Annotated in this window: 26 protein-coding genes; 11 read left to right on the plus strand and 15 right to left on the minus strand. The window is 46.2% G+C overall.

What is annotated here, in order from left to right:
• The first annotated feature begins 38 nt into the window (after positions 1–38).
• Positions 39–626, plus strand: a complete 588-nt coding sequence (locus tag CBI31_RS00330; RefSeq protein ID WP_088524448.1) for a protein-methionine-sulfoxide reductase heme-binding subunit MsrQ — start codon at positions 39–41, stop codon at positions 624–626.
• A gap of 86 nt (positions 627–712) precedes the next feature.
• Here the strand turns inward: CBI31_RS00330 and CBI31_RS00335 are convergent, their stop codons facing one another.
• Positions 713–1,411 carry a transporter gene (locus CBI31_RS00335; protein ID WP_133062475.1) on the minus strand — a complete coding sequence of 233 codons (699 nt, stop codon included), beginning with the start codon at positions 1,409–1,411 and terminating at the stop codon, positions 713–715.
• A 171-nt stretch (positions 1,412–1,582) separates the two neighbouring features.
• Between CBI31_RS00335 and CBI31_RS00340 the strand changes: the two genes are divergently transcribed.
• The gene (locus CBI31_RS00340; protein WP_088524450.1) at positions 1,583–1,903 is read left to right on the plus strand and encodes a hypothetical protein; all 321 of its coding nucleotides are present in this window, start codon (positions 1,583–1,585) and stop codon (positions 1,901–1,903) included.
• 50 nt (positions 1,904–1,953) lie between these two features.
• The gene (locus CBI31_RS00345) at positions 1,954–2,796 is read left to right on the plus strand and encodes a peptidylprolyl isomerase (RefSeq protein WP_088524451.1); all 843 of its coding nucleotides are present in this window, start codon (positions 1,954–1,956) and stop codon (positions 2,794–2,796) included.
• 68 nt (positions 2,797–2,864) lie between these two features.
• Here the strand turns inward: CBI31_RS00345 and CBI31_RS00350 are convergent, their stop codons facing one another.
• The 4 genes from CBI31_RS00350 to fdxA are packed head-to-tail and all read right to left on the minus strand — an operon-like array spanning position 2,865 to position 5,597.
• Entirely contained in the window at positions 2,865–3,353 is a 489-nt protein-coding gene (locus tag CBI31_RS00350; protein WP_088524452.1) for a dihydrofolate reductase, read from the minus strand.
• A 17-nt stretch (positions 3,354–3,370) separates the two neighbouring features.
• Positions 3,371–4,165: a thymidylate synthase gene (locus tag CBI31_RS00355; RefSeq protein ID WP_088524453.1), complete on the minus strand. Its 795-nt coding sequence runs from the start codon at positions 4,163–4,165 to the stop codon at positions 3,371–3,373.
• 35 nt (positions 4,166–4,200) lie between these two features.
• On the minus strand, positions 4,201–5,247 hold the full coding sequence (locus CBI31_RS00360) for an NAD(P)/FAD-dependent oxidoreductase (protein WP_088524454.1): 1,047 nt from the start codon (positions 5,245–5,247) through the stop codon (positions 4,201–4,203).
• Positions 5,248–5,273: 26 nt separating this feature from the next.
• On the minus strand, positions 5,274–5,597 hold the full coding sequence (gene fdxA, locus CBI31_RS00365) for a ferredoxin FdxA (RefSeq protein ID WP_088524455.1): 324 nt from the start codon (positions 5,595–5,597) through the stop codon (positions 5,274–5,276).
• Between the two features lie 184 nt (positions 5,598–5,781).
• Here fdxA and CBI31_RS00370 point away from each other — a divergent pair, with 184 nt between their 5' ends.
• Entirely contained in the window at positions 5,782–6,318 is a 537-nt protein-coding gene (locus CBI31_RS00370) for a hypothetical protein (protein ID WP_088524456.1), read from the plus strand.
• Positions 6,319–6,390: 72 nt separating this feature from the next.
• On the opposite strand, the gene CBI31_RS00375 is transcribed toward CBI31_RS00370, so the two are convergent.
• The 3 genes from CBI31_RS00375 to CBI31_RS00385 form a co-directional block, all read right to left on the minus strand.
• Entirely contained in the window at positions 6,391–8,271 is a 1,881-nt protein-coding gene (locus CBI31_RS00375) for a TRAP transporter large permease (RefSeq protein WP_088524457.1), read from the minus strand.
• On the minus strand, positions 8,264–8,932 hold the full coding sequence (locus CBI31_RS00380; RefSeq protein WP_088524458.1) for a TRAP transporter small permease subunit: 669 nt from the start codon (positions 8,930–8,932) through the stop codon (positions 8,264–8,266). The genes CBI31_RS00375 and CBI31_RS00380 overlap by 8 nt, the downstream gene beginning before the upstream one ends.
• A gap of 126 nt (positions 8,933–9,058) precedes the next feature.
• Complete coding sequence (locus CBI31_RS00385; RefSeq protein ID WP_088524459.1) at positions 9,059–10,174, minus strand: TRAP transporter substrate-binding protein; 1,116 nt, start codon at positions 10,172–10,174, stop codon at positions 9,059–9,061.
• 209 nt (positions 10,175–10,383) lie between these two features.
• On the opposite strand from CBI31_RS00385, the gene CBI31_RS00390 reads away from it, so the two are divergent.
• Together CBI31_RS00390 and CBI31_RS00395 are read left to right on the plus strand one after the other, a co-directional pair.
• The gene (locus CBI31_RS00390) at positions 10,384–11,058 is read left to right on the plus strand and encodes a DsbA family oxidoreductase (protein ID WP_240553611.1); all 675 of its coding nucleotides are present in this window, start codon (positions 10,384–10,386) and stop codon (positions 11,056–11,058) included.
• 61 nt (positions 11,059–11,119) lie between these two features.
• Positions 11,120–12,106 carry a 2-hydroxyacid dehydrogenase gene (locus CBI31_RS00395; RefSeq protein WP_088524460.1) on the plus strand — a complete coding sequence of 329 codons (987 nt, stop codon included), beginning with the start codon at positions 11,120–11,122 and terminating at the stop codon, positions 12,104–12,106.
• Between the two features lie 89 nt (positions 12,107–12,195).
• Here CBI31_RS00395 and CBI31_RS00400 read toward each other — a convergent pair whose 3' ends face one another.
• The 5 genes from CBI31_RS00400 to CBI31_RS00420 all read right to left on the minus strand — a co-directional run bounded on the left by CBI31_RS00400 (position 12,196) and on the right by CBI31_RS00420 (position 18,266).
• Complete coding sequence (locus tag CBI31_RS00400; RefSeq protein WP_072583151.1) at positions 12,196–12,489, minus strand: hypothetical protein; 294 nt, start codon at positions 12,487–12,489, stop codon at positions 12,196–12,198.
• 12 nt (positions 12,490–12,501) lie between these two features.
• Positions 12,502–13,818, minus strand: coding sequence for a molybdopterin molybdotransferase MoeA (gene moeA / locus CBI31_RS00405; RefSeq protein ID WP_088524461.1), 1,317 nt, complete (start codon positions 13,816–13,818; stop codon positions 12,502–12,504).
• Positions 13,815–14,420, minus strand: coding sequence for a molybdenum cofactor guanylyltransferase MobA (gene mobA / locus CBI31_RS00410; protein ID WP_088524462.1), 606 nt, complete (start codon positions 14,418–14,420; stop codon positions 13,815–13,817). The genes moeA and mobA overlap by 4 nt, the downstream gene beginning before the upstream one ends.
• Positions 14,420–15,547, minus strand: a complete 1,128-nt coding sequence (gene moaA, locus CBI31_RS00415) for a GTP 3',8-cyclase MoaA (protein WP_088524463.1) — start codon at positions 15,545–15,547, stop codon at positions 14,420–14,422. Before moaA ends, mobA begins: the two co-directional genes overlap by 1 nt.
• Positions 15,548–15,641: 94 nt before the next feature.
• Positions 15,642–18,266, minus strand: coding sequence for an Rne/Rng family ribonuclease (locus CBI31_RS00420; RefSeq protein ID WP_088524464.1), 2,625 nt, complete (start codon positions 18,264–18,266; stop codon positions 15,642–15,644).
• 462 nt (positions 18,267–18,728) lie between these two features.
• Here CBI31_RS00420 and CBI31_RS00425 point away from each other — a divergent pair, with 462 nt between their 5' ends.
• The 3 genes from CBI31_RS00425 to sppA are packed head-to-tail and all read left to right on the plus strand — an operon-like array spanning position 18,729 to position 21,417.
• Positions 18,729–19,733 carry an RluA family pseudouridine synthase gene (locus tag CBI31_RS00425; protein WP_088524465.1) on the plus strand — a complete coding sequence of 335 codons (1,005 nt, stop codon included), beginning with the start codon at positions 18,729–18,731 and terminating at the stop codon, positions 19,731–19,733.
• Positions 19,734–19,766: 33 nt separating this feature from the next.
• Positions 19,767–20,441, plus strand: a complete 675-nt coding sequence (locus CBI31_RS00430) for an HAD-IA family hydrolase (protein WP_088524466.1) — start codon at positions 19,767–19,769, stop codon at positions 20,439–20,441.
• A gap of 28 nt (positions 20,442–20,469) precedes the next feature.
• Positions 20,470–21,417, plus strand: a complete 948-nt coding sequence (gene sppA / locus CBI31_RS00435; protein ID WP_088524467.1) for a signal peptide peptidase SppA — start codon at positions 20,470–20,472, stop codon at positions 21,415–21,417.
• A 34-nt stretch (positions 21,418–21,451) separates the two neighbouring features.
• On the opposite strand, the gene CBI31_RS00440 is transcribed toward sppA, so the two are convergent.
• Positions 21,452–22,222 carry an SAM-dependent methyltransferase gene (locus tag CBI31_RS00440; protein ID WP_088524468.1) on the minus strand — a complete coding sequence of 257 codons (771 nt, stop codon included), beginning with the start codon at positions 22,220–22,222 and terminating at the stop codon, positions 21,452–21,454.
• A 21-nt stretch (positions 22,223–22,243) separates the two neighbouring features.
• Positions 22,244–22,840, minus strand: a complete 597-nt coding sequence (locus CBI31_RS00445; protein WP_088524469.1) for a Maf family nucleotide pyrophosphatase — start codon at positions 22,838–22,840, stop codon at positions 22,244–22,246.
• A gap of 53 nt (positions 22,841–22,893) precedes the next feature.
• Between CBI31_RS00445 and CBI31_RS00450 the strand changes: the two genes are divergently transcribed.
• Positions 22,894–23,472 carry a YceD family protein gene (locus CBI31_RS00450; protein WP_088524470.1) on the plus strand — a complete coding sequence of 193 codons (579 nt, stop codon included), beginning with the start codon at positions 22,894–22,896 and terminating at the stop codon, positions 23,470–23,472.
• Positions 23,473–23,574: 102 nt separating this feature from the next.
• A complete protein-coding gene (gene rpmF / locus CBI31_RS00455) occupies positions 23,575–23,754 on the plus strand; it encodes a 50S ribosomal protein L32 (RefSeq protein ID WP_011902241.1) in 180 nt (59 codons plus the stop codon).
• Positions 23,755–23,823: the final 69 nt, after the last annotated feature.

Below are 23,823 nucleotides of genomic sequence, written 5' to 3' on the forward strand. Positions count from 1 at the left end.
ACCCATCCTTTAAACGGTGGGTCGTTTAATATGCACTGATGAAGTATCTCAAGAGCCTCCTATTTTTCATTTCGCTATTACCATTGGGGCGCTTGGTATGGCTTGGCTTTCAGGATGATTTAGGGGCTAATCCCATTGAATTTGCCACTCGCTCTACTGGCACTTGGGCGCTAGTATTTTTGTGTATCACACTAACAATGACACCAATGCGTCTTCTGACTGGCTGGAGTGCCTGGATTGGCTGGCGCCGAATGTTTGGTCTATTTTGTTTCTTCTACGCTTGTATCCATTTTTCAATTTGGTTTTGGCTTGATCAAGATTTAGATCTTCAGGCGATGTGGGCTGACGTAGTGAAGCGTCCTTTTATCACGATGGGCTTTGCCACATTTGTGCTATTAATTCCTTTGGCTCTGACATCCAACAGGTGGGCTGTACGTGCTTTAGGTCGGCGCTGGACCCTGCTCCATAAACTCATTTATGTGCTTGCCTGTACAGCAGTGCTCCACTATTGGTGGCACAAGGCGGGGAAGAACGACTTACAGACAGTCTCTATTTATGGATCAGTTATTTTGCTATTACTGTTGTGCCGCTTACCTTGGCTAAGAACCTATTTGCAAAAGAGGTGATTTGACCTTTAAAACTCAGTCGTATAGCGAAGAATAAAGCGACGGGTTTCTACAAAACCATTTTTGATTTCCATATCACGCCCATATTACAGGCTGATTCTGCCAAACGGATAATAGGCCAAGGCGCTCAGTAAATACCGTTGAGTATTGATAACGTTATTTTGATACGTATTACCAAACGTTGTTGCACCCCCGGCAACATAAAAATATGAGGCGCCAACAGTGTAGGTTTGATCGATTTTATAGATCGGACCTAGCTGAGTTGATGTTAAAGGTTTCTGATTTAAAGAAGTATTAGTTGTCATACCGCATGCGGCAGCACATTGGCTATTGCCACCAAACCACATGGTATCAACCGCAACCATCCCATCGAGATTGCCAATAATAGGCTGTTGATAACCCATCTGAATATCCGATTTATAACGGTTTTCACCTGTATTAAAGGGCTGTTGACTGTTATAACTTCCAGTGGGCACGGATAAGTAGCCTGCAACACCAAAATAGCGTCTATTGACTCTATCCGAATAAGGCCAAATGGCACTCGCTAGCGTTAAGTCTCCAGCCCCAGTTGCTGTTGGATACATGGCTAAAGATCCTGCAGGCTTAATACTTCCATAGGGCATCTGAATAAAAGAGACTGCCGGTAAACCTTTGACGTTATAGGAGGTTACTAAACGAAGGATTGCCGTTTGTGTACTAACATCAGGGCTGGCATAAGGTCTAGAGCTCACTACAGAACCATTTTTATAGTAAGTAGTGTTGTTAGTATTGATATAACTAATCATTGCATGATTTTTATCAGGCAATGGGGCAACAATATCGTTAGGTTATAAATCGACCGCCCATACAGCCAAAGGCTGAATGAGAGTACACAATATGAGGCGGCGATAAATTTGCATGGAATTATTGTAGTTAAATTATCAGAAATCAGCTGAAGGCTCGCATACAATGGTCCAATGAATATCCCACTAAAGCTCACTCTCTGTCTTGTATTGGTAGGGTGCTCAACAGCGCAGCAAGGACCACCGCCAAAAGGATCTCAGACTTCTGCTGTCTATACACCAGAGCAATTAAGAGAATTTAATAATCAGCCGGTTGCACTAAGCGAAGGGCCATTTGGCCCAGTTGCCACTCCACCTCCAAAACAGGGTCTGACAAAAAAGTCACCCGGGGAATCAAAATACTTCAGTCAGCAAAACGGTGAGCAAGAGGCAGAGGCTATTGAAACCCAATCGGCTGATCCTTATACGCCCAGTACCCCAGTTTATCGCTTCTAGCTTTAGGCTACTGTTACCATTAAGGCTCATTTTTAGAAAGATCAAGCCTCATGAATCTATTCACATTCCTATTTAAGTCAAAGTTAAATGTTTTTCTGGCCGTTAGTTTTTTATCGGTAGTATTGATGGGCGCTGCAAACGCTCAGCAAAGCGGTTTACCCATTAATGCAGCAGCTTCTGTGAATGGTGCCATCATTACCAACGATATGGTAGAGCAGGGCATCAAGATGGCGATCTCACAAGGGCAGAAAGATGGTCCTGAGTTACGTCAAGCCGTTGTGCAGAAATTTATTGAAGTATTGCTGCTTTCACAGCGCGCAGAAAGTAATGGTTTAGCAAATTCTGACAAGGCAAATACTCAATTGATGTTGATCCGTCAAAATTATTTAGCAGATCTTCAGTTATCTACTTTTATGGCGCAAAATCCGATTAGCGATGCCGATATTCAGGCTGAGTACAACAAAGAGATTGCCTCTCTTGGCCCTCAAGGGATGTTAGTCGAATATAAGATGAGTGATATAGCGCTTGCTACTGAGGCAGATGCGCAAGCAGCGTTGAACCGCATCAAAAAAGGTGAGCCATTTGATAAGGTGGCAAAAAGCGTTTCTCTTGCACCTAATAAAGTTCAGGGCGGTGCTGTTGGCTGGGTTCAGACAGGACAAGTTCCCCCACAAATTTCAGCAGTTTTGGTCAACCTCACTAAGGGTCAAGTATCCCAGGCTCCAATTCAGTTGCAGCAAGGCTGGTATTTAGTGAAGTTAGAAGATAAGAGAAGTAGCAAACCGCCTACATTAGATCAAGCGAAGGTTGCGATTCGCAATGGCTTAGCGCAAAGAAAGCAATTTGAGTTTCTATCTCAGATCGCTAAAGAATCAAAGATCGTCATTCAGTAAAATATTTGCAAGATTAAAAAAGAGCTCTACGGAGCTCTTTTTTCTTTAAGCATTACTTAAATACATTCTTATTTGCGCTCAAGGGTCACAAAGTTGAAGGTGATATCGCCTTCAGCTCCTGGGGTACGCTCTACCTCTTTCCAGGAATCTGCATCAGGAACTTCAAAGAAGGTGTCGCCATCACCGACATCAATGTCTATTTCAGTAATGTAAAGACGATCTGCTTTAGCAAAAGCTTGCTTGAAAAGTTGTTCGCCACCAATCACAAAGACCCGTGGGGCTTCGCTTAGACGATTTAAGGCTTCATCTAGTGAGCCTGCAAGTTCTGCACCCTCTAATTTGAACTGCGCATTGCGACTCACCACAATATTGCGACGGCCGGGCAGTGGGCGGCCTATGGATTCCCAAGTCTTACGCCCCATAATGACTGGGTGGCCCATAGTCACACGCTTAAAGAATTGCAAATCAGCCGAGATCTTCCAAGGCATCTGGTTATCACGACCAATAACATGATCACGCGAGCGCGCTACGATCATGGAAATAGCAGGTTGGGTCATCAAACGCTTTCTGATTCTTAGATAGCTACTGGAGCTTTAATGTGTGGATGTGACTCGTAACCCAGGATTTCAAAATCCTCGAACTCGTAATCAAAAATAGATTCTGGTTTACGCAAAATATTAAGTTTTGGTAGCGGGAAGAAGTCCCTTGATAGCTGGAGATCTACTTGCTCCAAATGATTGCTATAGAGATGGCAATCACCACCAGTCCAAATAAAGTCACCTACCTCTAAATTGCATTGCTGCGCCATCATGTGTGTAAGCAGGGCATAGCTAGCAATGTTAAACGGCACACCTAAGAAAATATCGGCACTACGTTGGTAGAGTTGGCAAGATAACTTGCCGTCAGCAACATAAAACTGGAAAAAGGCATGGCAAGGTGCTAAAGCCATGCTGGGAATATCGGCTACGTTCCATGCAGAAACAATAATGCGACGTGAGTCTGGATTTTTCTTGATGGTCTCTACGACTTCAGAGATCTGATCAATATGTTTGCCATTGGGCGCAGGCCATGAGCGCCACTGATAGCCATAGATAGGGCCAAGTTCGCCATCGGGGGCTGCCCATTCATTCCAAATTGATACACCACGCTCTTTAAGCCAATTGTTATTGGTACTGCCTTTGAGAAACCAGAGTAATTCATAGATGATGGATTTGAGGTGAAGCTTCTTTGTCGTAACCATCGGAAAGCCATCGGCCAGGTTAAATCGCATCTGGTGCCCAAATACCGAGATAGTGCCAGTACCGGTCCTGTCGGACTTTTGGACGCCCTTGGCAAGGACTTCTTTCATGAGATCGTGATATTGGCGCATATAAATATTGGCAAAAATGAGTTATTAGGGATAGCTTACTCGAATGTGGGCGAACTTACTCCAAGAACCTGGTGAAGCTTAGTTGAGGTGGTGGTGTACTGGAGCTGGATATGTTTTTCTGGGTTGAGATAGGCCGCTGCAGCAAAGGCTGCCAGGGCTGCCTCATGAAATCCTGACAAGATCAGCTTTTTCTTTCCCGGGTAAATATTGATATCCCCCACGGCATATATTCCAGGAATACTGGTCTGAAATTTTTCGGTATCGACACTGACTTGCTTACGCTCGATATCTAAACCCCAATCGGCAATTGGCCCAAGCTTAGGTGAAAGACCAAAAAAGATCAGGAGATCGTCTACTAATATCTGATGATCTTTGCTCTCAATGTCAGTGACAATAATTTTTGAGATCTGATCATGCTCAACTTCATAGTGAGTAATCTGCCCAATCAATAATTGTATTTGCTTGTTTTTACAAAGCTCACGCATTTTGGTAATAGATGCAGGAGCCGCTTTAAAGTCATCACGACGGTGAATGAGAGTGATGCTGGCAGCCTTACCCACGAAATGCAAGGCCCAATCTAAAGCGGTATCACCACCACCACAAATAACGATCTTTTTGCCGGTAAATTGTTCTGGATTTTTAACGCTATAAAAAATCTGCTTACCCACATAAGCCTCAATGCCATCTAGATTAAGGGTGCGAGGCTGAAAGGCCCCTACGCCACCAGCAATAAAGACCGTCTTGCTCAAGAAGTGTTGGTCTTTTGAGGTGCTAATTAAAAAACGGCCATCAGCTTGTTTCTCAAGCTGAGTCACTTCTTGCCCCAAATGAAATTGAGCACCAAAGGGTTTGATTTGTTTTAGTAGATTTTCAGTAAGCTCGCGTCCAGTGCAGACGGGAATGGCTGGAATATCGTAGATGGGTTTATCTGGATACAGTTCGATGCATTGTCCACCAGCTTCTGGAAGAGCATCAATAACATGCGCTTTGATTTCTAGAAGACCAAGTTCGAAGACTTGAAAAAGGCCCACAGGTCCGGCGCCAATAATGATAGCGTCGGTTTGTGTGGGTGAATGCAGCACGAATTCTCGAAAAGGGAATTAAGGTATTACTTGATTAACTGATCGAGTTTATTTTTAACATCTTTCCACTCATCCGCATCCGGAAGGCCAGATTTGGACTTGGTAATAGAGTCCCAGGTCGGGGAAAGATCAGCATTGAGTTTAATAAAAGCCTGTTGATCACCGGGAACATCATCTTCAGCATAAATAGCATTTACAGGGCACTCAGGAACACAGACGGCACAGTCAATACATTCATCCGGATCAATGACTAAAAAATTGGGGCCTTCACGAAAGCAATCAACTGGGCAAACATCAACACAGTCGGTATATTTGCAGCGGATGCAGGATTCGGTAACAACGTAGGTCATGGTCTTTAATCTAAAGAGCCCTAACTAGGGCTGTTAAGTTATAAAACCCCAATTTTAGCCGAAATGGCCAGGTTTTCAGGCAAACCCTTATTTAGGGCTTAGAGGCTGTTTTCCTTAGCTAAACCCCTAATTGATTACACTTTAGGCATTGGCATCAATAAACCCTATTAGGAAAGAATGGATTATGGAAGAGTATCGGTTACAGATCGATAAAACAGCAAAACCTTTGATGATTATCGATTACACCTTTGGGGGCGATCGAGCTCTGGAGTTGATAAAATCCACCAACCTGCCTACTGCCTTGCAAAACGCTAAGGTGAAGACAGAGTTTGATTTAGCCCACGCCTGGAGTGATTTTTCTCGCAAGTATTTAGAGTCTACAAAAGAGATCGCAGGAACGCCCTTATGCTGGAGTGGACATTACGATCAACTGGGCAGGGTAATGCTCGAAATGATGCGCTTAAGTCGAGATAAGCAAGAGATGGTAGATACAGAAGTCTACGAAATCATCCCCCACCTTGAAGAGATCTCTTTTGTGAGTAGGCCCGCTACGCTTGAGGATAAGATGTTTTGCCGTATCTGGCTTTCTTTAATCCGCCATCCTGCTTTTATTGAGATGGAGTTAGACGAGGATGAGTTGGCAGCATTTAACTACTGGCAAGGTCTTTTTACGATTGCCTTAGGTAAGACCAATACTGAACTCCTAAAGCAGACCGCTTAGTTCGTTTCAGAGGCAGGCATAAAAAAAGCGCTCCGTGAAGAGCGCTTTTTCTTTTAGCAAAACTACCAGCCATCAACCTCCGTAGAGGAACTTCGGTAGCCACAATGTCATGCCTGGCCAGATATACATGAAGGCCATGCAGGCAATCACGATGAACATATAAGGCATCATGCCTGCAAAAATCTGGTTAAGCGTAACGCCTGGTGGCGAGACACCTTTGAGATAGAACGCTGACATCGCCACTGGCGGTGATAAGAACGCTGCTTGCAAGTTCACGAACACCAAGGTGCCCCACAGAAGTGGATCGATGTTGAAGTGAGCTAACAAAGGCAAGAAGATCGGAACGAAAATCACAATAATTTCAGTCCACTCTAAAGGCCATCCTAAGAAGAAGATGATCGCTTGCGAGAGCAGCATGAACTGAATTGGAGTGAGGTCCAGCATGAGTACCCATTTTTCGATGATCGATTGACCGCCCAAAATAGTAAACACAGCCGAGAAGAGCGCTGAACCGACGAACAACCAGCACACCATCGATGTTGTTTTCGCTGTCAAGAAGACTGCCTGTTTGGTGCGCTCAAAGTCTAAAGTACCAGCTTGAAGTGCGAGGATGAAAGCGCCCAATGCACCCACTGCAGCAGACTCAGTAGCAGTAGTAATGCCGAGCAAGATTACAGCCAGCACTAAAAGTGTAAGAACGCCCAGTGGCATAACCGACTCAATCAATAGTTTGAGAATTTCAAACTGCTCCTCATCAAACTTGAGATAGTAATAAATCAACAGTAGGCCAAAGAGTATGCATGTCAAACCAAAATACAGTTCGAAGTTTTCTGGTGGGCCCGCTGCAGCTTCTGGAGCAGCGCCATCGGCTGAAGGAGCATCGCCAGCGGCAGCATCTAATGCAACTAAAGGCGCATCTTCTTCAACTACCTTAGATTTAATCTTGCTAGAGGTAGCATCAATAGCTACGAGCTCTTCCTCTACTGGCTCAGCGGCAGCGCTAGTAGTGGCTGAAGCAACTTGGGTCGCTACAGGAACAATTTGCGCATCTCTTTCATTTTGTTGATGAATGATGACGTACCACCATACACCCCACATGGTCAGCGCAATCAAAAATAATGGCGTTAATGCTGCCAGTACATTTTTGAAAATACCTTTGAAAGAGACTCTTGCATCAGTTGGTGCATTGAGTAATTTAGCAGGAGAAAACAGGGCCTTGAATGTGGCAAGCAACATATTTCTGGAGTAGTGCTCACCCAAAAAGCGAATCGGCGCCGGAACTGGCACGATCAGTTGCTCGGCAGGAAGCTTAGGCGCAACCTTCGGGTTAATTAAAGCCCAGCCGATGATGTAGACCAAGTACAAGAAAGCAAGGAAGAAGCCTGGCACCATTGCAGCAGCGTAGAGCTTAACCACAGATTGGCCTGCAACAGCGGCATACACAATGATCATGACTGAAGGCGGGATCAAGATACCCAAAGTACCACCAGCGGTAATGACGCCAGCAGCGAGGCGAGTATCGTATCCAGCATTTAGCATCGGCTTCATGGCAATCACACCCATCAGCACAACAACAGCGCCAACTAGACCGCTTGCAATACCCCAGAAGGTACAAACAATTAGAGTTGCTACAGCTAACGAAGCAGGTACACGACGGAATGCTAACTGGATACTGTAGAACATCTTATCTACCAGTGCCCCTCGTTCCATCACATAGCCCATTAATACAAAGAGCGGAATGGATAGCAGGACATCGTTTGTCATACCCCCAAAAGTTCTTTGCACCATGAGAGTAAATACTTTGTTTGCAGTCCAGCTTTGAGATGGGTCGTAAAAGGCTACAAAACCAAACATCATGCCTAAACCCATTAGGGTAAAAGCAGTTGGGAAGCCCAGCATGATTACAAAAATAATCAAGCCCAGCATGACTAGGCCAAGAATTGGATCACTCATGATTTATCTCTTTAGTTTGGCCAATACGATGATGTGCTGCTTCATCGATAGATTTGGCATTTTTGATTGCTTGTTGACGTGACTCATCATCAACGTGAGTAGATGCAGCCAATTGCTGTTCAATCACATCAATTTCTTCAGCATCTTTCAAGCGTGCTGGCCATTCGCCTGTTTTGAGGCAGATAACACAACGCATGATCTCAACAACGCCTTGCAGGAGTACAAACGCTCCTGCAACCGGAATAATGGTCTTGAAAGGATAGAGTGGTGGGCCGTTCGCAATCTGAGTTGTGTGCTCACCAATGCGCCATGATTCTGCGGCGTAGGTATAGCCTGCATAAACCAAGGCAGCGATTCCTGGAAGGAAAAAGGTGACGTACAGAATTAAGTCTAAGGTAGCTTGTGTACGGGGTTTCATTGACCCATAAAGGAAGTCGCCGCGAACGTGGCCATTTTGTGCCAAGGTATATGCGCCGCACATCATAAATAAAGTGCCATATGCCATGACAGACAGCTCACCAATCCATGCGGACGGGGAATTAAATGCGTAACGCCTCACGACGTCTGTAAATACCATCAGCATTAGTAGAACGACAAGCCAAGCGGCAGCCTTTCCTACGAAGGTGCTAATTTCATCTACTCTTAGCATGAATTTATCCATAACAACTCTCCTAAGACAGCTAACTATTTCCCTAAAGAAATATAAAAAAACCGGACGGGGATGCCGTCCGGTCAAGATGTGCATTGGGGCACATTATTACATAAGCCAATACGGCTTTAAAGGGGTTTAGCCCTTGAAATAATGGTCGTAAGCAATCTTCATATCCACATTTACCAGCAAATCCCAACGAACTGCGCGTTGAGCGAAGGCTTTTTGTGAATCAAGCACTTTCTTGAACATTGGGAGTTCAGCGGCCTTTTTAGCAATAATCTTGTCCCAAGCATTCAACTGGGCTACCAAAATAGACTTCGGTGTAGCGTAGAACTTGACCTTGTCTTTGGTTTGTAGCTCAGAGAAGTCTTTGGAATAGCGATCAATCGCTTTCCAGGACATGTCCGCAGAAGCTGCTTGGGTTCCGTATGAGAGGATAGCCTGAAGATCTGCTGGCAAGGAGCTAAATTTCTTCTTATTGAAGATAATTTCAAACTGCTCTGATGACTGGTGGAAGCTTTGCAGCATACAGATTTTAGATACGTCTGGGAAACCAAGGATGCGGTCTGAGGTTGCATTGTTAAATTCAGCTGCATCGAGAACGCCACGGTCCATTGCTGGAATGATCTCACCACCAGGCAATGCCTGAACTGATGCGCCCATGTCTGTAAAGATCTCAATAGAGAGACCAACAGTACGGTACTTCAAGCCCTTCAAGTCATCCGCTTTTGCGATTGGCTTTTTAAACCAACCCAATGGCTGTGTTGGCATTGGGCCATAAGGGAATGAAACAACATCGAGCTTAAGGTCGTTATAGATTTCATTGAGCAATTGCTGGCCACCACCGTATTGGTTCCAAGACAGGAGGGTGTTAGCGTCCATACCGAAAGCAGGACCTGATCCCCATAATGCTAGTGCTGGGCTTTTGCCATACCAGTAAGCCAAAACGCCATGGCCGCCATCTAATGTTCCGCTAGATACAGCGTCCAACATATCGAAAGCTTTGACAACTGAACCTGCAGGCAGTACTTCAATTTTGAGACGGCCGCCTGACATCGCATTTACTTTAGTGGCGTAGTCATTAGCGTACTCGTGGAAAATATCTTTAGCTGGCCAAGTAGATTGAAAGCGCAAATTAATTGTTTGTGCGCTAGAAATCATTGGGAAGCCCATTGCAGCTGCGCCGGCGCTACCAACTGCAGCGTTCTTTAGGAACTTGCGGCGAGGGCTAGTGTTTTTTGTATCTGACATCTAAATCTCCTAAGGTCATTTTTATAAAATTAACTACTGGATGAAACAAATCCTACACAAAGCTTATTCTAAATTAGGGTAAATAGGGTTGAGGGTTTCCCCTCGAGTAAGAGGGATTTATATTGTGCACTGCAGCAATAAAAACTCGATCATTTCTTGGTTTAAGGATAGATGTGCCGCTTCAAGCTTCTGGTGCATGAGTACACTACATGAGCATGAAACCCACCATCAAAATCCATTTTGTATCCGATATAGGCTGCCCCTGGTGCGCGGTTGCCCTTGGAACCTTAGAACAAGCAATGGAGCGCCTCAAAGACCATGCGGATTTCGAAATTCATTTTGAGCCATTTGAACTCAATCCTCAGATGAGGGTGGGTGGTGAGAATGCGATTGAGTATCTTGGTAAAAAATACGGTATTTCTGAGCAACAGGTCAAAGCCAATCAAGCCAACATTCGAGAGCGCGCTGCAGCCGCAGGTTTCAACTTTCATCCCGAGGGTCGAAAAAAGATTTACAACACCTTTGATGCCCATCGTTTGTTGTATTGGGCTGGGCAAGAGCATGGCTTAGCTAGTCAGCACAGGCTAAAGAGAGAATTCTTTAGTACTTACTTTTGCCTCGCAGCTGATTTTGATAAACGTGAGAATTTATTAGATGCAGTACAAAGGGCAGATTTAGATCAAGGCGCAGCAAACCAAGTTTTAGAACAAGGACTCTTTGCTAAAGAGGTGAGGGCGCAAGAAGCTTTCTATCAAGCTCAGGGTATTCATGCGGTGCCAAACCTGATCCTCAATGGCGAGTATTCATTGCAAGGGGCACAACCCTTAGAAATTCTCGAAGCTTCTCTCAAAGAGGTGATCGCAAAATCTTCCCAAGTCACATAAAATTGATGCGGTGAGATTGTCAGTTACCAAATAAATACAAGCAATAAATACAAGGAAAGAAATGAGCAATAAACCTAAAGTTTTAGTAGCAAGAGCAATATTCCCCGATTTATTGGCTAAGTTAGAGGAGTCTTTCGAGGTTCGCTCTAATCAGGCCGATGAGGTCTTCACGGCAGAAGAGTTGCAAAAAGAACTTTCAAGCGCAGCCGGTGCATTGGTGACTGGAAGCGAGCGCATTGATGCGACAGCTTTAGCCAATGCTAAAAATTTAAAGATCGTAGCCAATATTTCAGTGGGCTATAACAATTTCGATGTACCTGCCATTACTGCAGCTGGTGTGATGGCTAGTAATACGCCAGATGTATTAACTGATAGCACTGCTGATTTTGGTTTTGCGCTATTAATGGCAACAGCGCGGCGTGTGACTGAGTCTGAGCGCTGGATTAGAGACGGCAAGTGGGATAAGTGGTCGATTGTGAGTAACCCTCTGGGTATGGATTTACACCACACTACGCTAGGCATTATTGGCATGGGGCGCATTGGTCAGGGCATCGCAAAGCGCGCCTTAGGATTTGGAATGAATGTGATTTATCACAATCGCAGTCGTCTGCCTGAGGCTGATGAAAAAGCCTGTGCAGCGAAGTATGTCTCCAAAGAAGAGTTGCTCCGCACCGCCGATCACGTCGTCTTGGTATTGCCATACACAGCAGACAATCATCACACCATTGGCGCCAAAGAAATCGCTCTGATGAAGCCGACCGCCACCCTAGTCAATATTGCGCGTGGTGGCATTGTGGATGATGCGGCATTAGCCCAAGCACTCAAAGAGAAAAAGATCTTTGCTGCAGGTTTGGATGTATTCGAGGGTGAGCCTAAGGTACATCCCGAGTTACTCAAGCTAAGCAATGTGGTCTTAGCCCCGCATATTGCTAGCGCAACTGAAAAGACCCGTAGAGCCATGATCGATTTAGCAGTGGAAAACTTACGTGCCGCACTGGCCGGCAAGAAGCCGCCGAGCTTGATTAATACCGAAGTATTTAAAGGTTAGTAAAAATAAAACTCAAGCAAGTAGAGTGATAAAAATAAAGCCGAGCAATGCTCGGCTTTATTGATTTATGCGCACTGAAGTTTTATTGCTTACTCAGCATCAATTTCTTCTGGCAATTCACGCAAGGCTAGTTCGATACCGCCAAATTTTCCAGCAACCCAGTTGTAGACCTTGCAGGCAATCCACAATAAGCCAAAGCCTAATAAAGCGTTCAGAATGAGTGCGGATAAGACCGTAAACCCTGGAATGGCGCCATCACGAATGAAGGCAACAAATAGCGCCAATAAAACGATCGGAACGGAGAAGCAGAGATAAACCAAAACCAGTGTTTTGGCGGTATGCATCGGGTCGAGAAAGACGAGTTCTTTTTTGCTAAGTTTCATAATGACGCAATCTTAAAGCAGTCCATCAAAAAGCGCTATATCTACCCAGTCACCAGCGGCAATATTTCCTTGGTCGTGAGCAAGGATCACAAAGCAATTTGCCTCGCTCATGGAGCGCAGAATGCCCGCTCCCTGACTGCCTGTCAGCCTGACGCTTGGGCGACCTGCAGCGTTCCGTCCCAAGATGGCACGTTGAAACTCGGTGCGGCCAGGTTTTTTACGAATCGACGCCTCAGAGATTGCTTGCATGATTGGCGGCTCAGTCTGGTTTGCACCATTGAGTTGTAAGAGCGCACCTCTCACAAACTGATAGAAAGTCACCATGACTGCCACTGGGTTGCCAGGTAGACCAAAGAACAAGGTTTTGCGCGCAGGTGATTTGCCCGCCACGGGTTTCAGAATCCCAAAAGCCATTGGCCGACCAGGTCGCATTGCAATTTTCCAAAAGCCAACATCGCCCAACTCTTGCATGATCTGCTTGGTGTAGTCTGCTTCGCCAACCGAGACCCCACCAGAGGAAATTAAGACATCCGCTTTGGTAGTGGCATCAATAAATGCTTGTTTAAGAGATGCTGGATCATCACGCACGATGCCACAATCAATAATCTCGAGGTTGAGGCGATTGAGTAAACCAGTCAGGCTGTAGCGATTGCTGTCATAAATACTGCCTGCGTCTAAGGTTTGATCTAAGGATCGCAATTCGTCTCCAGAAGACAGAATTGCCACCTTGAGTTTGCGCTTCACTGTGAGGGTAGAGATCCCCAGTGATGCAGCTAAACCTAAATCTGAAGGGCGCAATAAACGACCAGCACTAATGGCGGGTTTACTTTGTTGGAGATCTTCGCCACGCAAGCGACGATTCTCACCAGGCTTTAATTGGTTTTGAGGAAACTCAATCTGCGTTTCTGTTTGAGTGCTCGTCAACTCTTGCGGAATCACGGTATCGCAACCAGAAGGCATTACTGCGCCAGTCATGATCTTGAGGCATTCGCCGGGGTTAATCTTGCCTTCATAAGGCTTACCAGCAAAGGCAGTCCCTATTATTTTCAAGGAGACGGTGGCATCACTGAGGCCCAAACATTTGCCGTCAAAGGCATATCCATCCATCGCTGAGTTATCGGCCGCTGGAACGTCAATGGGTGAGAGTAAATCGTTCGCAAGGATCCGATTGATGGCTTGATCTAGAGAAGCGGTTTCGATATCAGCTAAATCGCCAATCGCTTGGGATTCTTCAATGAGCTCATTGACTAATTGAGAGATGGCTTTACGAGCTTCATCAACATGTAGTGATGAAGTGAGAAGGATTGGGTTATTGGGTGAGTGCTTCATGCAGAGGCCTCCTCTAAGCGTTTTAATTCTTCTGGAGTATTGACGTTAGCAAACACTTGCGCATCATCAAAGACAACAGTGCTGCAACGCAATTCTTTAAACCAACGATCAATTTTGAGATCGCCTTTTTGTAAAAAGGTTTTCAAAGACTCTTGAAGATCAGTGCGCATTAAACAAAAAACGGGCTGCGCCCAGATTTTGCCGTCTGCCTCTTTGCTCGAGGCATATACCAACTGAAAGTCGCCACGGATCATTTCAGTCGCTAGTTTGAGACCTAAATCCGTTGGGAGTAAAGGTGAATCACAAGGGGTGGTGAGTAGATAAGGGGTATTACAAACTTTGAGGCCAGCTGCAAAGCCTGCGAGCGGTCCTGAAAAATCAGGCGTCTCATCCATGATGACGGGAAAGCCATAGCTAGCGTACTTCGTAACATTGCGATTGGCATTAATAAAGATTGGGCCAACTTGACTTTTGAGTCTTGTAATAGCAGATGCAATCAGAGGTTTGCCGTTAAAGGGAATAAGTCCTTTATCGATGCCACCCATGCGTTGGGCGCGTCCGCCAGCCAGTATGAGGCCAGTGATTTGCTCTGGGGAAATCATTAGCCACCGATATAAGACATTTCGACTTTACGAGATCCAGTCGATTGGTTTGCAGTATGGGAGCCGCGGATTTCAGAGTAATGATCATCGCGGGCAGCCCAAGTATTCATAATGGCATTAGCGATTTCTAAATCACTCTTTTCGGAACGTAACATCGTTTTGAAATCAAATCCTTCATTCGCAAAAAGACAGAGATACATTTGACCATCAGTAGAGATACGAGCACGAGTGCATTCGTGACAGAAGGTTTGGGTGACACTGGAGATCACACCTACTTCACCTGAGCCATCGACATAGCGCCAGCGCTGGGCTACCTCGCCTGAGTAATTGGCTTCGATCGCTTCCAACGGAAATACTGCATTGATTCTGGCAATCACTTCCTTGGAGGGTAATACCTCTGCCATATTCCAACCATTAGAGCTACCTACGTCCATGAATTCAATAAAGCGCAGAATGACGCCACTACCCTTGAAGTGTTTTGCCATCGATACGATCTCATGATCGTTTGTGCCTTTTTTCACCACCATATTCACTTTGATATTTTTAAAGCCGACTTCTTGAGCAGCAGCAATGCCATCTAAAACATCCGCCACTGGAAACTCGACATCATTCATTTTCTTAAAGATGGCGTCATCTAAGCCATCTAAGCTAACAGTAAGCCTTTGTAAGCCAGCAGCTTTTAGAGCAGCAGCTTTCTTGCGCAAAATACTGCCATTGGTTGTTAAGGTGAGGTCAAGCGCTTTACCGTCTGGGGTGCGTACTTGCGCCAACATTTCAATTAGCACTTCTAGGTTCTTACGAAGGAGGGGCTCTCCACCAGTCAAGCGAATCTTTTCAATACCCAATGTAGAAAAGATGGAAGTGAGGCGAGTAATTTCTTCGAAGCTCAGAAGTTCTTTGTGAGAAAGATAAGGATAGTTTTGATCAAAGACTTCTTTAGGCATGCAATAAGTGCAGCGGAAGTTACAGCGATCAGTGACGGAGATGCGCAAGTCACGCAAGATGCGCCCGCGTTTGTCTTGAGTATTGCCGTGAGGTGCAATCAGTTGGGACTCAATAGACGGCGCAAGGCCTTTGCCTTCATCAATGCGGATTGGGATTACTTTTGGGATTGCTTTTTCAACCATATTCTCAATTATGGCGGTGAAACGGGCTTTCTGCCAAACCGCCAAATATCCTTATGGGATAAATGACGGTCTGGAGAAAAAGCTTACATGAGGCTTAAACCGTTTTTTCCTGGCCGCCGGTTTCAACTAAAACCATTGGGCCATCCTGCAGGCTTGCTGCAGGTTTAGGAGCTCGGCCTAAGTTTGTTTGCTCAGGCTGAATCTGACCTTGTGCTTCTGCATGCTTAGAAGCATCAGTAGCAACCCAGATCATTCCAGCAGATTGCACAACGCTGTGCAAAGGAGTTTCTTCAAGCGCCTTGAAGGCAACCTTTGGAAGCTCTGGTGCAGATTTAGCAATCACTTCGATAGAAGATACTGCTGCGACGGTCGCAGCAGTCGGGACTGCTGTCATTGGTGCTGCCGCTGCGGTGTTCTGAGTATCTTGCGCTGGACGATTTGATGGACGTGGAGCGCGAGGTGCTCTTTCGCCCCGTTCTTGTCTTGCGGCAGGCTTTGCATTACTAAAGCTATTCGCAAGATTCTGAATCGGCATCGATGCGGATGCGCCTGCCATGCCTACTGGAGGACCTGCAAATGGACTTGCTGATACTGCAGATCCATTGGCTACATCACCCTCAGTACGCTCATTTCTACCGCGACCACGACCACGACGGTTGCGACCACGACCACGCCGCTCTTCACCATCAGCAGTTGGTGAAGCTTCAACGCCAGGAGCAGCTTCAGTTGCAGGAGTTACTGCAGCTGGGTTTGCTTGACGCTCAGGCTTTGGACCATTTTGATTACGATTGCCATTGCGGTTATTGCGGTTATTGCGGTTACCGTTATTACCTTCAGCAGCGCCTTCAGCGGCATTCGCTGCTGGACGCTCAGCACGTTCGCCATTGCGATCGTTACGCTCGCCACGACGATTACGACCACGGTTACGATCATTACCATTGGCATTACGACCTTGATTACGACCACGTGTATTGTTTTCTACTGGCTTCTCTTCAACTGCAGGAGATGAGGAGAACATCTTCTTGATAAATCCAAATAAACCACCAGAGCTTTCAACTTGTACTTTTTCAGTACGAACTGGGCGTGGCTGGCTCACTGGCGCAGGTTGAGCTGGTGTAATGCCTTTGACTGCCGCTTCAGGGCGTACCTTCACATCAGCATCCTTGCGGCTTACTGTGGTGTCGGTCTCAAGCTCACGAGCAGCCTCTTCAGCCATTACATAGCTAGCCTTTTGATCATCAAGACGTGGATCATCATGACGCAAACGCTCTAACTTGTAATGCGGAGTTTCTAAATGCTTGTTTGGAACCATCAAGACGTTCACTTTGAAGCGAGTCTCGATCTTAATGACTTCAGCACGTTTTTCATTCAAGAGGAAGGCAGCCACTTCGACTGGCACCTGTGTATGAATCGCAGCTGTGTTCTCTTTCATTGCCTCTTCTTGAATGATGCGCAGAACTTGCAATGCAGAAGACTCAGTATCACGAATATGGCCTGTGCCATTACAACGCGGGCAAGTGACATGACTACCTTCAGAAAGGGCAGGGCGCAAGCGCTGGCGTGACATTTCCATTAAGCCAAACTTGGAGATCTTACCCATCTGAACGCGAGCACGATCATGACGCAGAGCATCGCGCAGGCGATTCTCAACATCTTTCTGAGCTTTGCTCGATTCCATATCAATGAAGTCGATCACGATCAAGCCACCCAAGTCACGTAAACGTGCTTGACGTGCGATTTCATCGGCAGCTTCTAAGTTAGTACGAGTAGCGGTTTCTTCAATATCAGAACCACGGGTTGCACGGGCAGAGTTCACGTCCACAGAAACTAAAGCTTCAGTGTGGTCGATCACAATCGCGCCGCCAGATGGCAGTGGCACGGTACGTGAGTATGCAGTTTCAATTTGATGCTCAATTTGGAAACGTGAGAACAAAGGCACATCATCTTGATAGCGCTTTACTCTTGGCAAGTTGTCCGGCATTACAACGGACATAAATGCAGCAGCTTGCTCGTAGATATCATCGGTATCGATGAGGATCTCGCCGATATCCGGCTGGAAGTAATCACGGATTGCGCGAATCACGAGACTCGATTCGAGGTAAATCAATAATGGCGCTGAATTGCCTTTAGCAGCCTCGTCAATCGCTTTCCATAACTGCATGAGGTAACTTAAGTCCCATTGCAATTCTGTAGCGTCACGACCAATACCAGCGGTACGAGCAATGATGCTCATACCATCAGGGATGTCTAATTGGGACATGGCATCACGGAGTTCTTGACGGTCTTCGCCCTCAATACGACGAGACACACCGCCTCCACGAGGATTATTGGGCATCAATACCAAATAACGGCCAGCCAAGGAAACAAAAGAAGTTAGAGCTGCGCCTTTTTGGCCGCGCTCTTCTTTTTCTACTTGAACAATGATTTCTTGACCTTCGCGCAGGGCATCCTTAATGGATGCATTGCGAACGTCTATACCTTCTTTGAAATAGGCTCTGGCAACTTCTTTAAATGGTAAAAAGCCATGACGCTCTTCACCGTAGTTGACAAAGCAAGCCTCCAGGGAAGGCTCAATACGGGTAATAACACCTTTGTAAATATTGCCTTTGCGTTGTTCACGACCGGCAGCTTCGATATCAATATCGATGAGTTTTTGACCATCTACGATGGCAACTCGCAACTCTTCTTGTTGAGTTGCATTAAATAACATGCGTTTCATAACACTCTCCTATGGGGGAGGATGTCGTTGCGCGCTGCGTAGGAGACAAGTTAGGTGCCGCTTCAGGCATAGCCTATGGCGGTTTAATAGTGTGGATCATGCAAATCTGAGCATCTTTTGCTCAGTTCACCCAGTTAACTGTTGGTTAATTCGGTGCCACACTTGACGATCGCCGCAGAGACCTCCTTTAGGTCATCAATGCAGGCGCGCGCCTGAAAACTGTCTTCTAATCGCGGTTCGCGGCATACGGCACACCAACCCTGCGCCTCATTACAACGGGGGAGGGGCAACCCCGGGAGTCTTTTAAAGGGCGACTCCAAGCTCCACGATTTAAACCTGAATCAGGCTCGTCTCGGGCCAATAAATTGGCTAGAGCGTTGATTATACGGCACAAGTTGAATGACAATGGGGTATTGTTGAGTCCCTTGTCGTTCTCCATGGAGCTGGCAAGAGAGATAAATCATGAAATCCGACCCTATATTGACGCCAAAAGCAGTTTCAGGCCGCACTCCAGCCACAGTTCTTCTTCAGACTATTGGTCCTGAGGAGGCTGGCCAACGCTTGGATAACTATTTGCTGCGCTGGGCCAAAGGGGTTCCTAAAAGTCACGTTTATCGGATTATTCGTTCTGGCGAGGTGCGGGTTAATAAGAAGCGCGCCGAACCAACTACCCGTTTGGTAGAAGGCGATATCGTTCGAGTTCCGCCAGTCAGACTGGCTGAACCCGCCCAAATGGCAGAAGTCAATAGTGCCCACACTAAATCTCGGGCCCACGGCTACTCAGACAAAATGCCCATTCTGTTTGAGGACGAGGCGCTGTTAATCGTAGACAAACCTCCTGGCTTAGCAGTCCATGGTGGCTCCGGAATTGCTTTAGGAGTGATTGAGACTTTACGCATCACTCGCCCAGAATTGAAGTTCTTAGAATTAGTTCACCGCTTGGATCGAGATACCTCTGGCGTATTGCTGCTGGCAAAAAAGCGCAGCGCCTTAGTCGAGCTCCATCGCCAAATTCGTGAAGGTCAAACGGATAAACGATATTACTTATTAGCTCATGGTGAAATTGCGCAAGGCGCCCAAGTGATGCAACTGAAGTATCCGCTCCATAAATATCTCTTGGCTAATGGCGAGCGCAGAGTGCGCGTCGACCCAGAGGGCTTACCAAGTCACACCGCCTTGCGTGTTACCAAGGCGATGAAGCGTGATGAAGTCGCGATTACTCTGGCGGAGGCGCAACTCAAGACAGGGCGCACTCATCAGATTCGGGTGCACCTTCAAAAACTAGGCCATGCCATCTTAGGCGACGATAAATATGGCTTTGAAGATCAAGATAAATTGATTAAATCCAAGCGCCTGTATCTTCATGCTCACCTGGCTGGCTTTACACATCCACGCACTGGTGAAAAGATGCGGATCGAATCCCCATTGCCGCCTGAATTTGCGGCCATGATGAAAAAATTTGAGTAGTTAACGAAAATAAAAATAGCACGTAAAGCGAAGATGATTGACGAGAACAAACAAGATCGCCGTTATGACCTGATAGTCTGGGATTGGGATGGAACGATTATGGATTCCACGCCCACTATCGTGGACTGTATTCAGCAGGCCTGTCGTGACTTAGGCTTTAAAGAGCCTGATGATGCATTGGCGAGCTCAGTCATTGGTTTGGGTATACAGGACTCATTACGCAGAGCGGTTCCTTGGATTGAGCCAGTGCATTTTCCAAAATTGACGGATCGTTTTCGTTTTCACTATCTAGCAAAAGATCATGAGCTTGATTTATTTGTTGGTATTCGTGAGCTCTTGGAAAAGCTTCGGGCCGATCAATATCTCTTAGGCGTGGCAACTGGCAAATCCAGAGTAGGGTTGGACCGCTCTTTAAAACACCACGAGATTGGCCATCTTTTTCATGAAACGCGTACAGCCGATGAGTCTTTCTCAAAACCCCATCCTGGGATGTTGCTAGAGCTATCGGATCTCACTCAAGTACCTACTCGCCGGATGTTGATGATTGGGGATACCACACATGACTTAGATATGGCAGCCAATGCCGGAGTCGATGCGCTAGCCGTGACCTACGGCGCTCACCCACCAGATACTCTGAAGACCTCCAAGTCATTGGCGCATGTTGATAATGTGGCAGAGCTGTCACAATGGCTTAAACATAATCTGTAACTGTATAGGCAACACTAAGGAATCGATCATGGAAAACAATCCAAATCCTAATTGGGAGCGACAAGCTCTTGAGCATTTGCTTTTAGAGAATTTGAAAGAGACCCGCAAGGCACGTCGCTGGAAAGCGGTGCTGCGCGTTCTCACTTTAGTGGTGATTATTGGAGTGATTCTTTCAGTATTTGATTTTCATCTTCCTGGGCGCGGTATGGGCACAGAGAAGCACACTGCAATGGTGACGCTAGAAGGTGAGATTTCATCGAGCTCTATGGCCAATGCCTTAGATATCAACTCTTCACTGCTCTCTGCTTTTGAAAATGAAAACAGTGCCGGCGTTGTTCTGCGGATTAATAGTCCTGGTGGTTCACCAGTACAAGCAGGCATGATCAATGATGAGATTCATCGTTTGCGCAAGCTCTATCCGAAGAAACCGTTTTATGTCGTGGTTGAAGATATCTGCGCCTCAGGCGGTTACTACGTGGCAGTAGCCGGGGATCAGATCTTGGTGGATAAAGCGAGTTTGATTGGTTCTATCGGAGTAATCATGGAAGGCTTTGGCTTCACAGGCCTGATGGATAAGTTAGGCGTGACCCGTCGCATGATTACCTCGGGATCAAATAAAGGCATGCTCGATCCTTTTAGTAAGGAAGATCCTAAGCAGGTTGAGATGGTCAAGACCATGATCAATGAAATTCATCAGCAATTTATTGCGGTAGTGAAAGAAGGTCGCGGCGCACGCTTGAAGGAAAGCCCAGATTTATTTTCTGGTCGTATTTGGAATGGCGAGCAGGCTGTCAAAATTGGTTTGGTAGATGGTTACGGCACAGTAGAGTCGGTAGCACGCGATATCTTTAAGGCGCCGGATATTCTGGACTACACCATGAAAGAAAATTTTGCAGAGCGTGTGGCTAAGCGCTTTGGTGCAGAGGCTGGTGCAGCTGCTGGCAAGGCTTTAGTGAAGGCACCAGATCTGAAGTAAAAATGAATACCTAAATAAAACGAAGTATCAAATCTTAGGCCAACAGTAGAAATACGGTTGGCCTGTTTTGTAATGGAGCGCATGCAGCCTCATTTGGATAGCGCTTACGCCAATCTGTTATCGAGAGCGTGGTGATCATTTCTGATGGAAGACTCAGGTCTACTCCTAAGCAAAGCAAAGATTGGGGTGCTAATGAATTCAAGCAGGCCATCAGCATTGCAGTATTGCGATAGGGCGTCTCAATCCAAATTTGGGTTTGCTGTAGTTTTCGAGATTCTGCTTCAAGTTGCTTGAGTTTGGCACTTCGTTCATGGGTGTCTTGCGGTAAGTAGCCCTGAAAAGCAAAGCGCTGACCGTTAAGGCCGCTAGCCATCAGGCCTAATAAGATGGAGCTTGGCCCAACCAAAGGTTTTACCCTCGCACCCAGTTGATGTGCTGCTAGAACTAGTTCTGCACCAGGATCGGCAACTCCCGGAACACCTGCTTCAGACATTAAGCCCATGTCATTACCAGCAAGCAGTGGCTTGAGTAAATCTGCAGGCTTCACAGCATCACCATACTTTGCATTGCGGGCTACACCACGCCATTCACTCATTTGCATTTCTTGAATAGTGCATGCAAGCGGAGAAATACTATCGACAGCTTTTAATAGTGCGCGCGCTGTTTTAGCATCTTCCACAACCCAGTGTTTAAGTTTTGCTGCTTGAGTGATAGTTTCAGTGGGCAAGACCCATGGCAACTGTTCGCTGCGCGCATCATCCCCTAAGGTATTGGGAACTAGATAGAGTGTGCCTAACTTTGCCATGAATAATTTTCTATTGTTCTCTTAATTCTTCACTGGAATGACAAACCCAGCATCACGCAATAAACCCGTTAGGGCAATCAGCGGCAAGCCAATGAGGGCTGTGGGATCATCACTCTTGATCGACTTGAGAAGGCTGATACCAAGCCCTTCTGATTTAGCGCTACCGGCGCAGTCATAAGGCTCTTCTGCTACTAAATAACTTTTTAAAACATCATCTGGTAATTTTCGAAAAGTGACTTCAGTCGGAACGTTCAAGGTAGTTTGTGCATCCCCCTTCATTAAACAAAGCGCTGTATGAAAGGTCACTGTTTGCCCTCGCATCATTTGTAATTGCGCCAATGCTTTCTCGAAGTTACCTGGTTTGCCAATTGCAGCGCCACACAAATCTGCTACTTGATCAGAACCAATCACCCATGCATGAGGATGTGCTTTTGCAACAGCTGCTGCTTTTGCCTTTGCAAGGCGCAGCGCTAAGTCGAGAGTGTTCTCACCGGTCAGGGGTGTTTCATCTACTTTTGGAGAGATCACTTCAAACGGAATACGTAAGCGCTGCAATAGCTCACGACGGTAAACCGAGGTGGACGCTAATATGAGCGGTGGATTTTTGGGTAAATTCATTAAGTTACTCATTGCTACTGACTTTCGAGGATGCCTTGATTTAGACTGATGCCATGAATCGTAATCAAGTTTTACCTCAAGTCCAGCTATCGGCTGAAGCTATTGCTCTAAAAAAGGTCGACTTTTGTGCTCCACAGTCGTATCAGGGGGCTGGTTTTTTGACTATGACTGATATGCCTAGGCTTGCTAAGGAGGCTTCAAGCGTTAAGCCCGGGGATGGCTTTGCCTGGCAAATGGAGACCCATTTTGAGGATTCGCCTGGAATCGAGCCTCGCCAAATCTTGGATTTAGCCTTAAAAGGCTGCCTTCACTTGGTTTGCCAGCGTTGCCTGCAGGATTGCGCGGTCAATCTAGACGAAAAACGGCGTTTTGTCTTTGTGGCTACTGAGGCTGAGGCAGATGACTACCCTTTGGAGGATGAAGTGCAGGAACCCTTGGTCGCTAGCCAGCATTTCAACCTCCTGGAGACCATTGAAGATGAGGTTTTATTGTCTTTACCCTTAATTCCAAAGCATCCAGAGGGCTTTTGTGAGCCTCATGCCACAGTATTTGGGCTTGAGGATGAAGATGAGGGGTCCAATGAGCCTGAAAATCCCTTTAACATATTGAAAAATATGAAGAAAAACTCATAAACGGGGATTTTTCGGCCCTGTTGTTTTAAGAAGGCTTGATCGATAAATCAAGCATTTAGACGCTTTCTCATGCTAGAATGTCGCCTTGCTTAGGAGTTCAATATGGCCGTCCAACAAAATAAAAAATCACCTTCCAAACGTGGCATGCACCGTGCGCACGACTTTTTGACCGCACCTGCTACGGCTGTAGAAGCCACAACTGGTGAGGCTCATTTGCGCCACCACATTTCACCAAACGGCTACTATCGTGGTCGTAAAGTTGTTAAAACAAAAAACGACTAATTCTTTAGTCTAAATAGATCGAAGCGGCTCCCAAAAAAGCCGCTTTTTTCTTAGATAAATCACTTGCAG

Source organism: Polynucleobacter campilacus, from assembly GCF_002206625.1.
GTDB classification, from domain to species: domain Bacteria; phylum Pseudomonadota; class Gammaproteobacteria; order Burkholderiales; family Burkholderiaceae; genus Polynucleobacter; species Polynucleobacter campilacus.

Coding starts and splice junctions, on each gene's coding strand:
- CBI31_RS00330 (WP_088524448.1), top strand. CDS start 39: ATGAAGTATCTCAAGAGCCTCCTATTTTTCATTTCGCTATTACCATTG.
- CBI31_RS00335 (WP_133062475.1), bottom strand. CDS start 1,411: ATGATTAGTTATATCAATACTAACAACACTACTTACTATAAAAATGGT.
- CBI31_RS00340 (WP_088524450.1), top strand. CDS start 1,583: ATGAATATCCCACTAAAGCTCACTCTCTGTCTTGTATTGGTAGGGTGC.
- CBI31_RS00345 (WP_088524451.1), top strand. CDS start 1,954: ATGAATCTATTCACATTCCTATTTAAGTCAAAGTTAAATGTTTTTCTG.
- CBI31_RS00350 (WP_088524452.1), bottom strand. CDS start 3,353: ATGACCCAACCTGCTATTTCCATGATCGTAGCGCGCTCGCGTGATCAT.
- CBI31_RS00355 (WP_088524453.1), bottom strand. CDS start 4,165: ATGCGCCAATATCACGATCTCATGAAAGAAGTCCTTGCCAAGGGCGTC.
- fdxA (WP_088524455.1), bottom strand. CDS start 5,597: ATGACCTACGTTGTTACCGAATCCTGCATCCGCTGCAAATATACCGAC.
- CBI31_RS00370 (WP_088524456.1), top strand. CDS start 5,782: ATGGAAGAGTATCGGTTACAGATCGATAAAACAGCAAAACCTTTGATG.
- CBI31_RS00375 (WP_088524457.1), bottom strand. CDS start 8,271: ATGAGTGATCCAATTCTTGGCCTAGTCATGCTGGGCTTGATTATTTTT.
- CBI31_RS00380 (WP_088524458.1), bottom strand. CDS start 8,932: ATGGATAAATTCATGCTAAGAGTAGATGAAATTAGCACCTTCGTAGGA.
- CBI31_RS00385 (WP_088524459.1), bottom strand. CDS start 10,174: ATGTCAGATACAAAAAACACTAGCCCTCGCCGCAAGTTCCTAAAGAAC.
- CBI31_RS00390 (WP_240553611.1), top strand. CDS start 10,384: ATGAGCATGAAACCCACCATCAAAATCCATTTTGTATCCGATATAGGC.
- CBI31_RS00395 (WP_088524460.1), top strand. CDS start 11,120: ATGAGCAATAAACCTAAAGTTTTAGTAGCAAGAGCAATATTCCCCGAT.
- CBI31_RS00400 (WP_072583151.1), bottom strand. CDS start 12,489: ATGAAACTTAGCAAAAAAGAACTCGTCTTTCTCGACCCGATGCATACC.
- moeA (WP_088524461.1), bottom strand. CDS start 13,818: ATGAAGCACTCACCCAATAACCCAATCCTTCTCACTTCATCACTACAT.
- mobA (WP_088524462.1), bottom strand. CDS start 14,420: ATGATTTCCCCAGAGCAAATCACTGGCCTCATACTGGCTGGCGGACGC.
- moaA (WP_088524463.1), bottom strand. CDS start 15,547: ATGGTTGAAAAAGCAATCCCAAAAGTAATCCCAATCCGCATTGATGAA.
- CBI31_RS00420 (WP_088524464.1), bottom strand. CDS start 18,266: ATGAAACGCATGTTATTTAATGCAACTCAACAAGAAGAGTTGCGAGTT.
- CBI31_RS00425 (WP_088524465.1), top strand. CDS start 18,729: ATGAAATCCGACCCTATATTGACGCCAAAAGCAGTTTCAGGCCGCACT.
- CBI31_RS00430 (WP_088524466.1), top strand. CDS start 19,767: ATGATTGACGAGAACAAACAAGATCGCCGTTATGACCTGATAGTCTGG.
- sppA (WP_088524467.1), top strand. CDS start 20,470: ATGGAAAACAATCCAAATCCTAATTGGGAGCGACAAGCTCTTGAGCAT.
- CBI31_RS00440 (WP_088524468.1), bottom strand. CDS start 22,222: ATGGCAAAGTTAGGCACACTCTATCTAGTTCCCAATACCTTAGGGGAT.
- CBI31_RS00445 (WP_088524469.1), bottom strand. CDS start 22,840: ATGAATTTACCCAAAAATCCACCGCTCATATTAGCGTCCACCTCGGTT.
- CBI31_RS00450 (WP_088524470.1), top strand. CDS start 22,894: ATGAATCGTAATCAAGTTTTACCTCAAGTCCAGCTATCGGCTGAAGCT.
- rpmF (WP_011902241.1), top strand. CDS start 23,575: ATGGCCGTCCAACAAAATAAAAAATCACCTTCCAAACGTGGCATGCAC.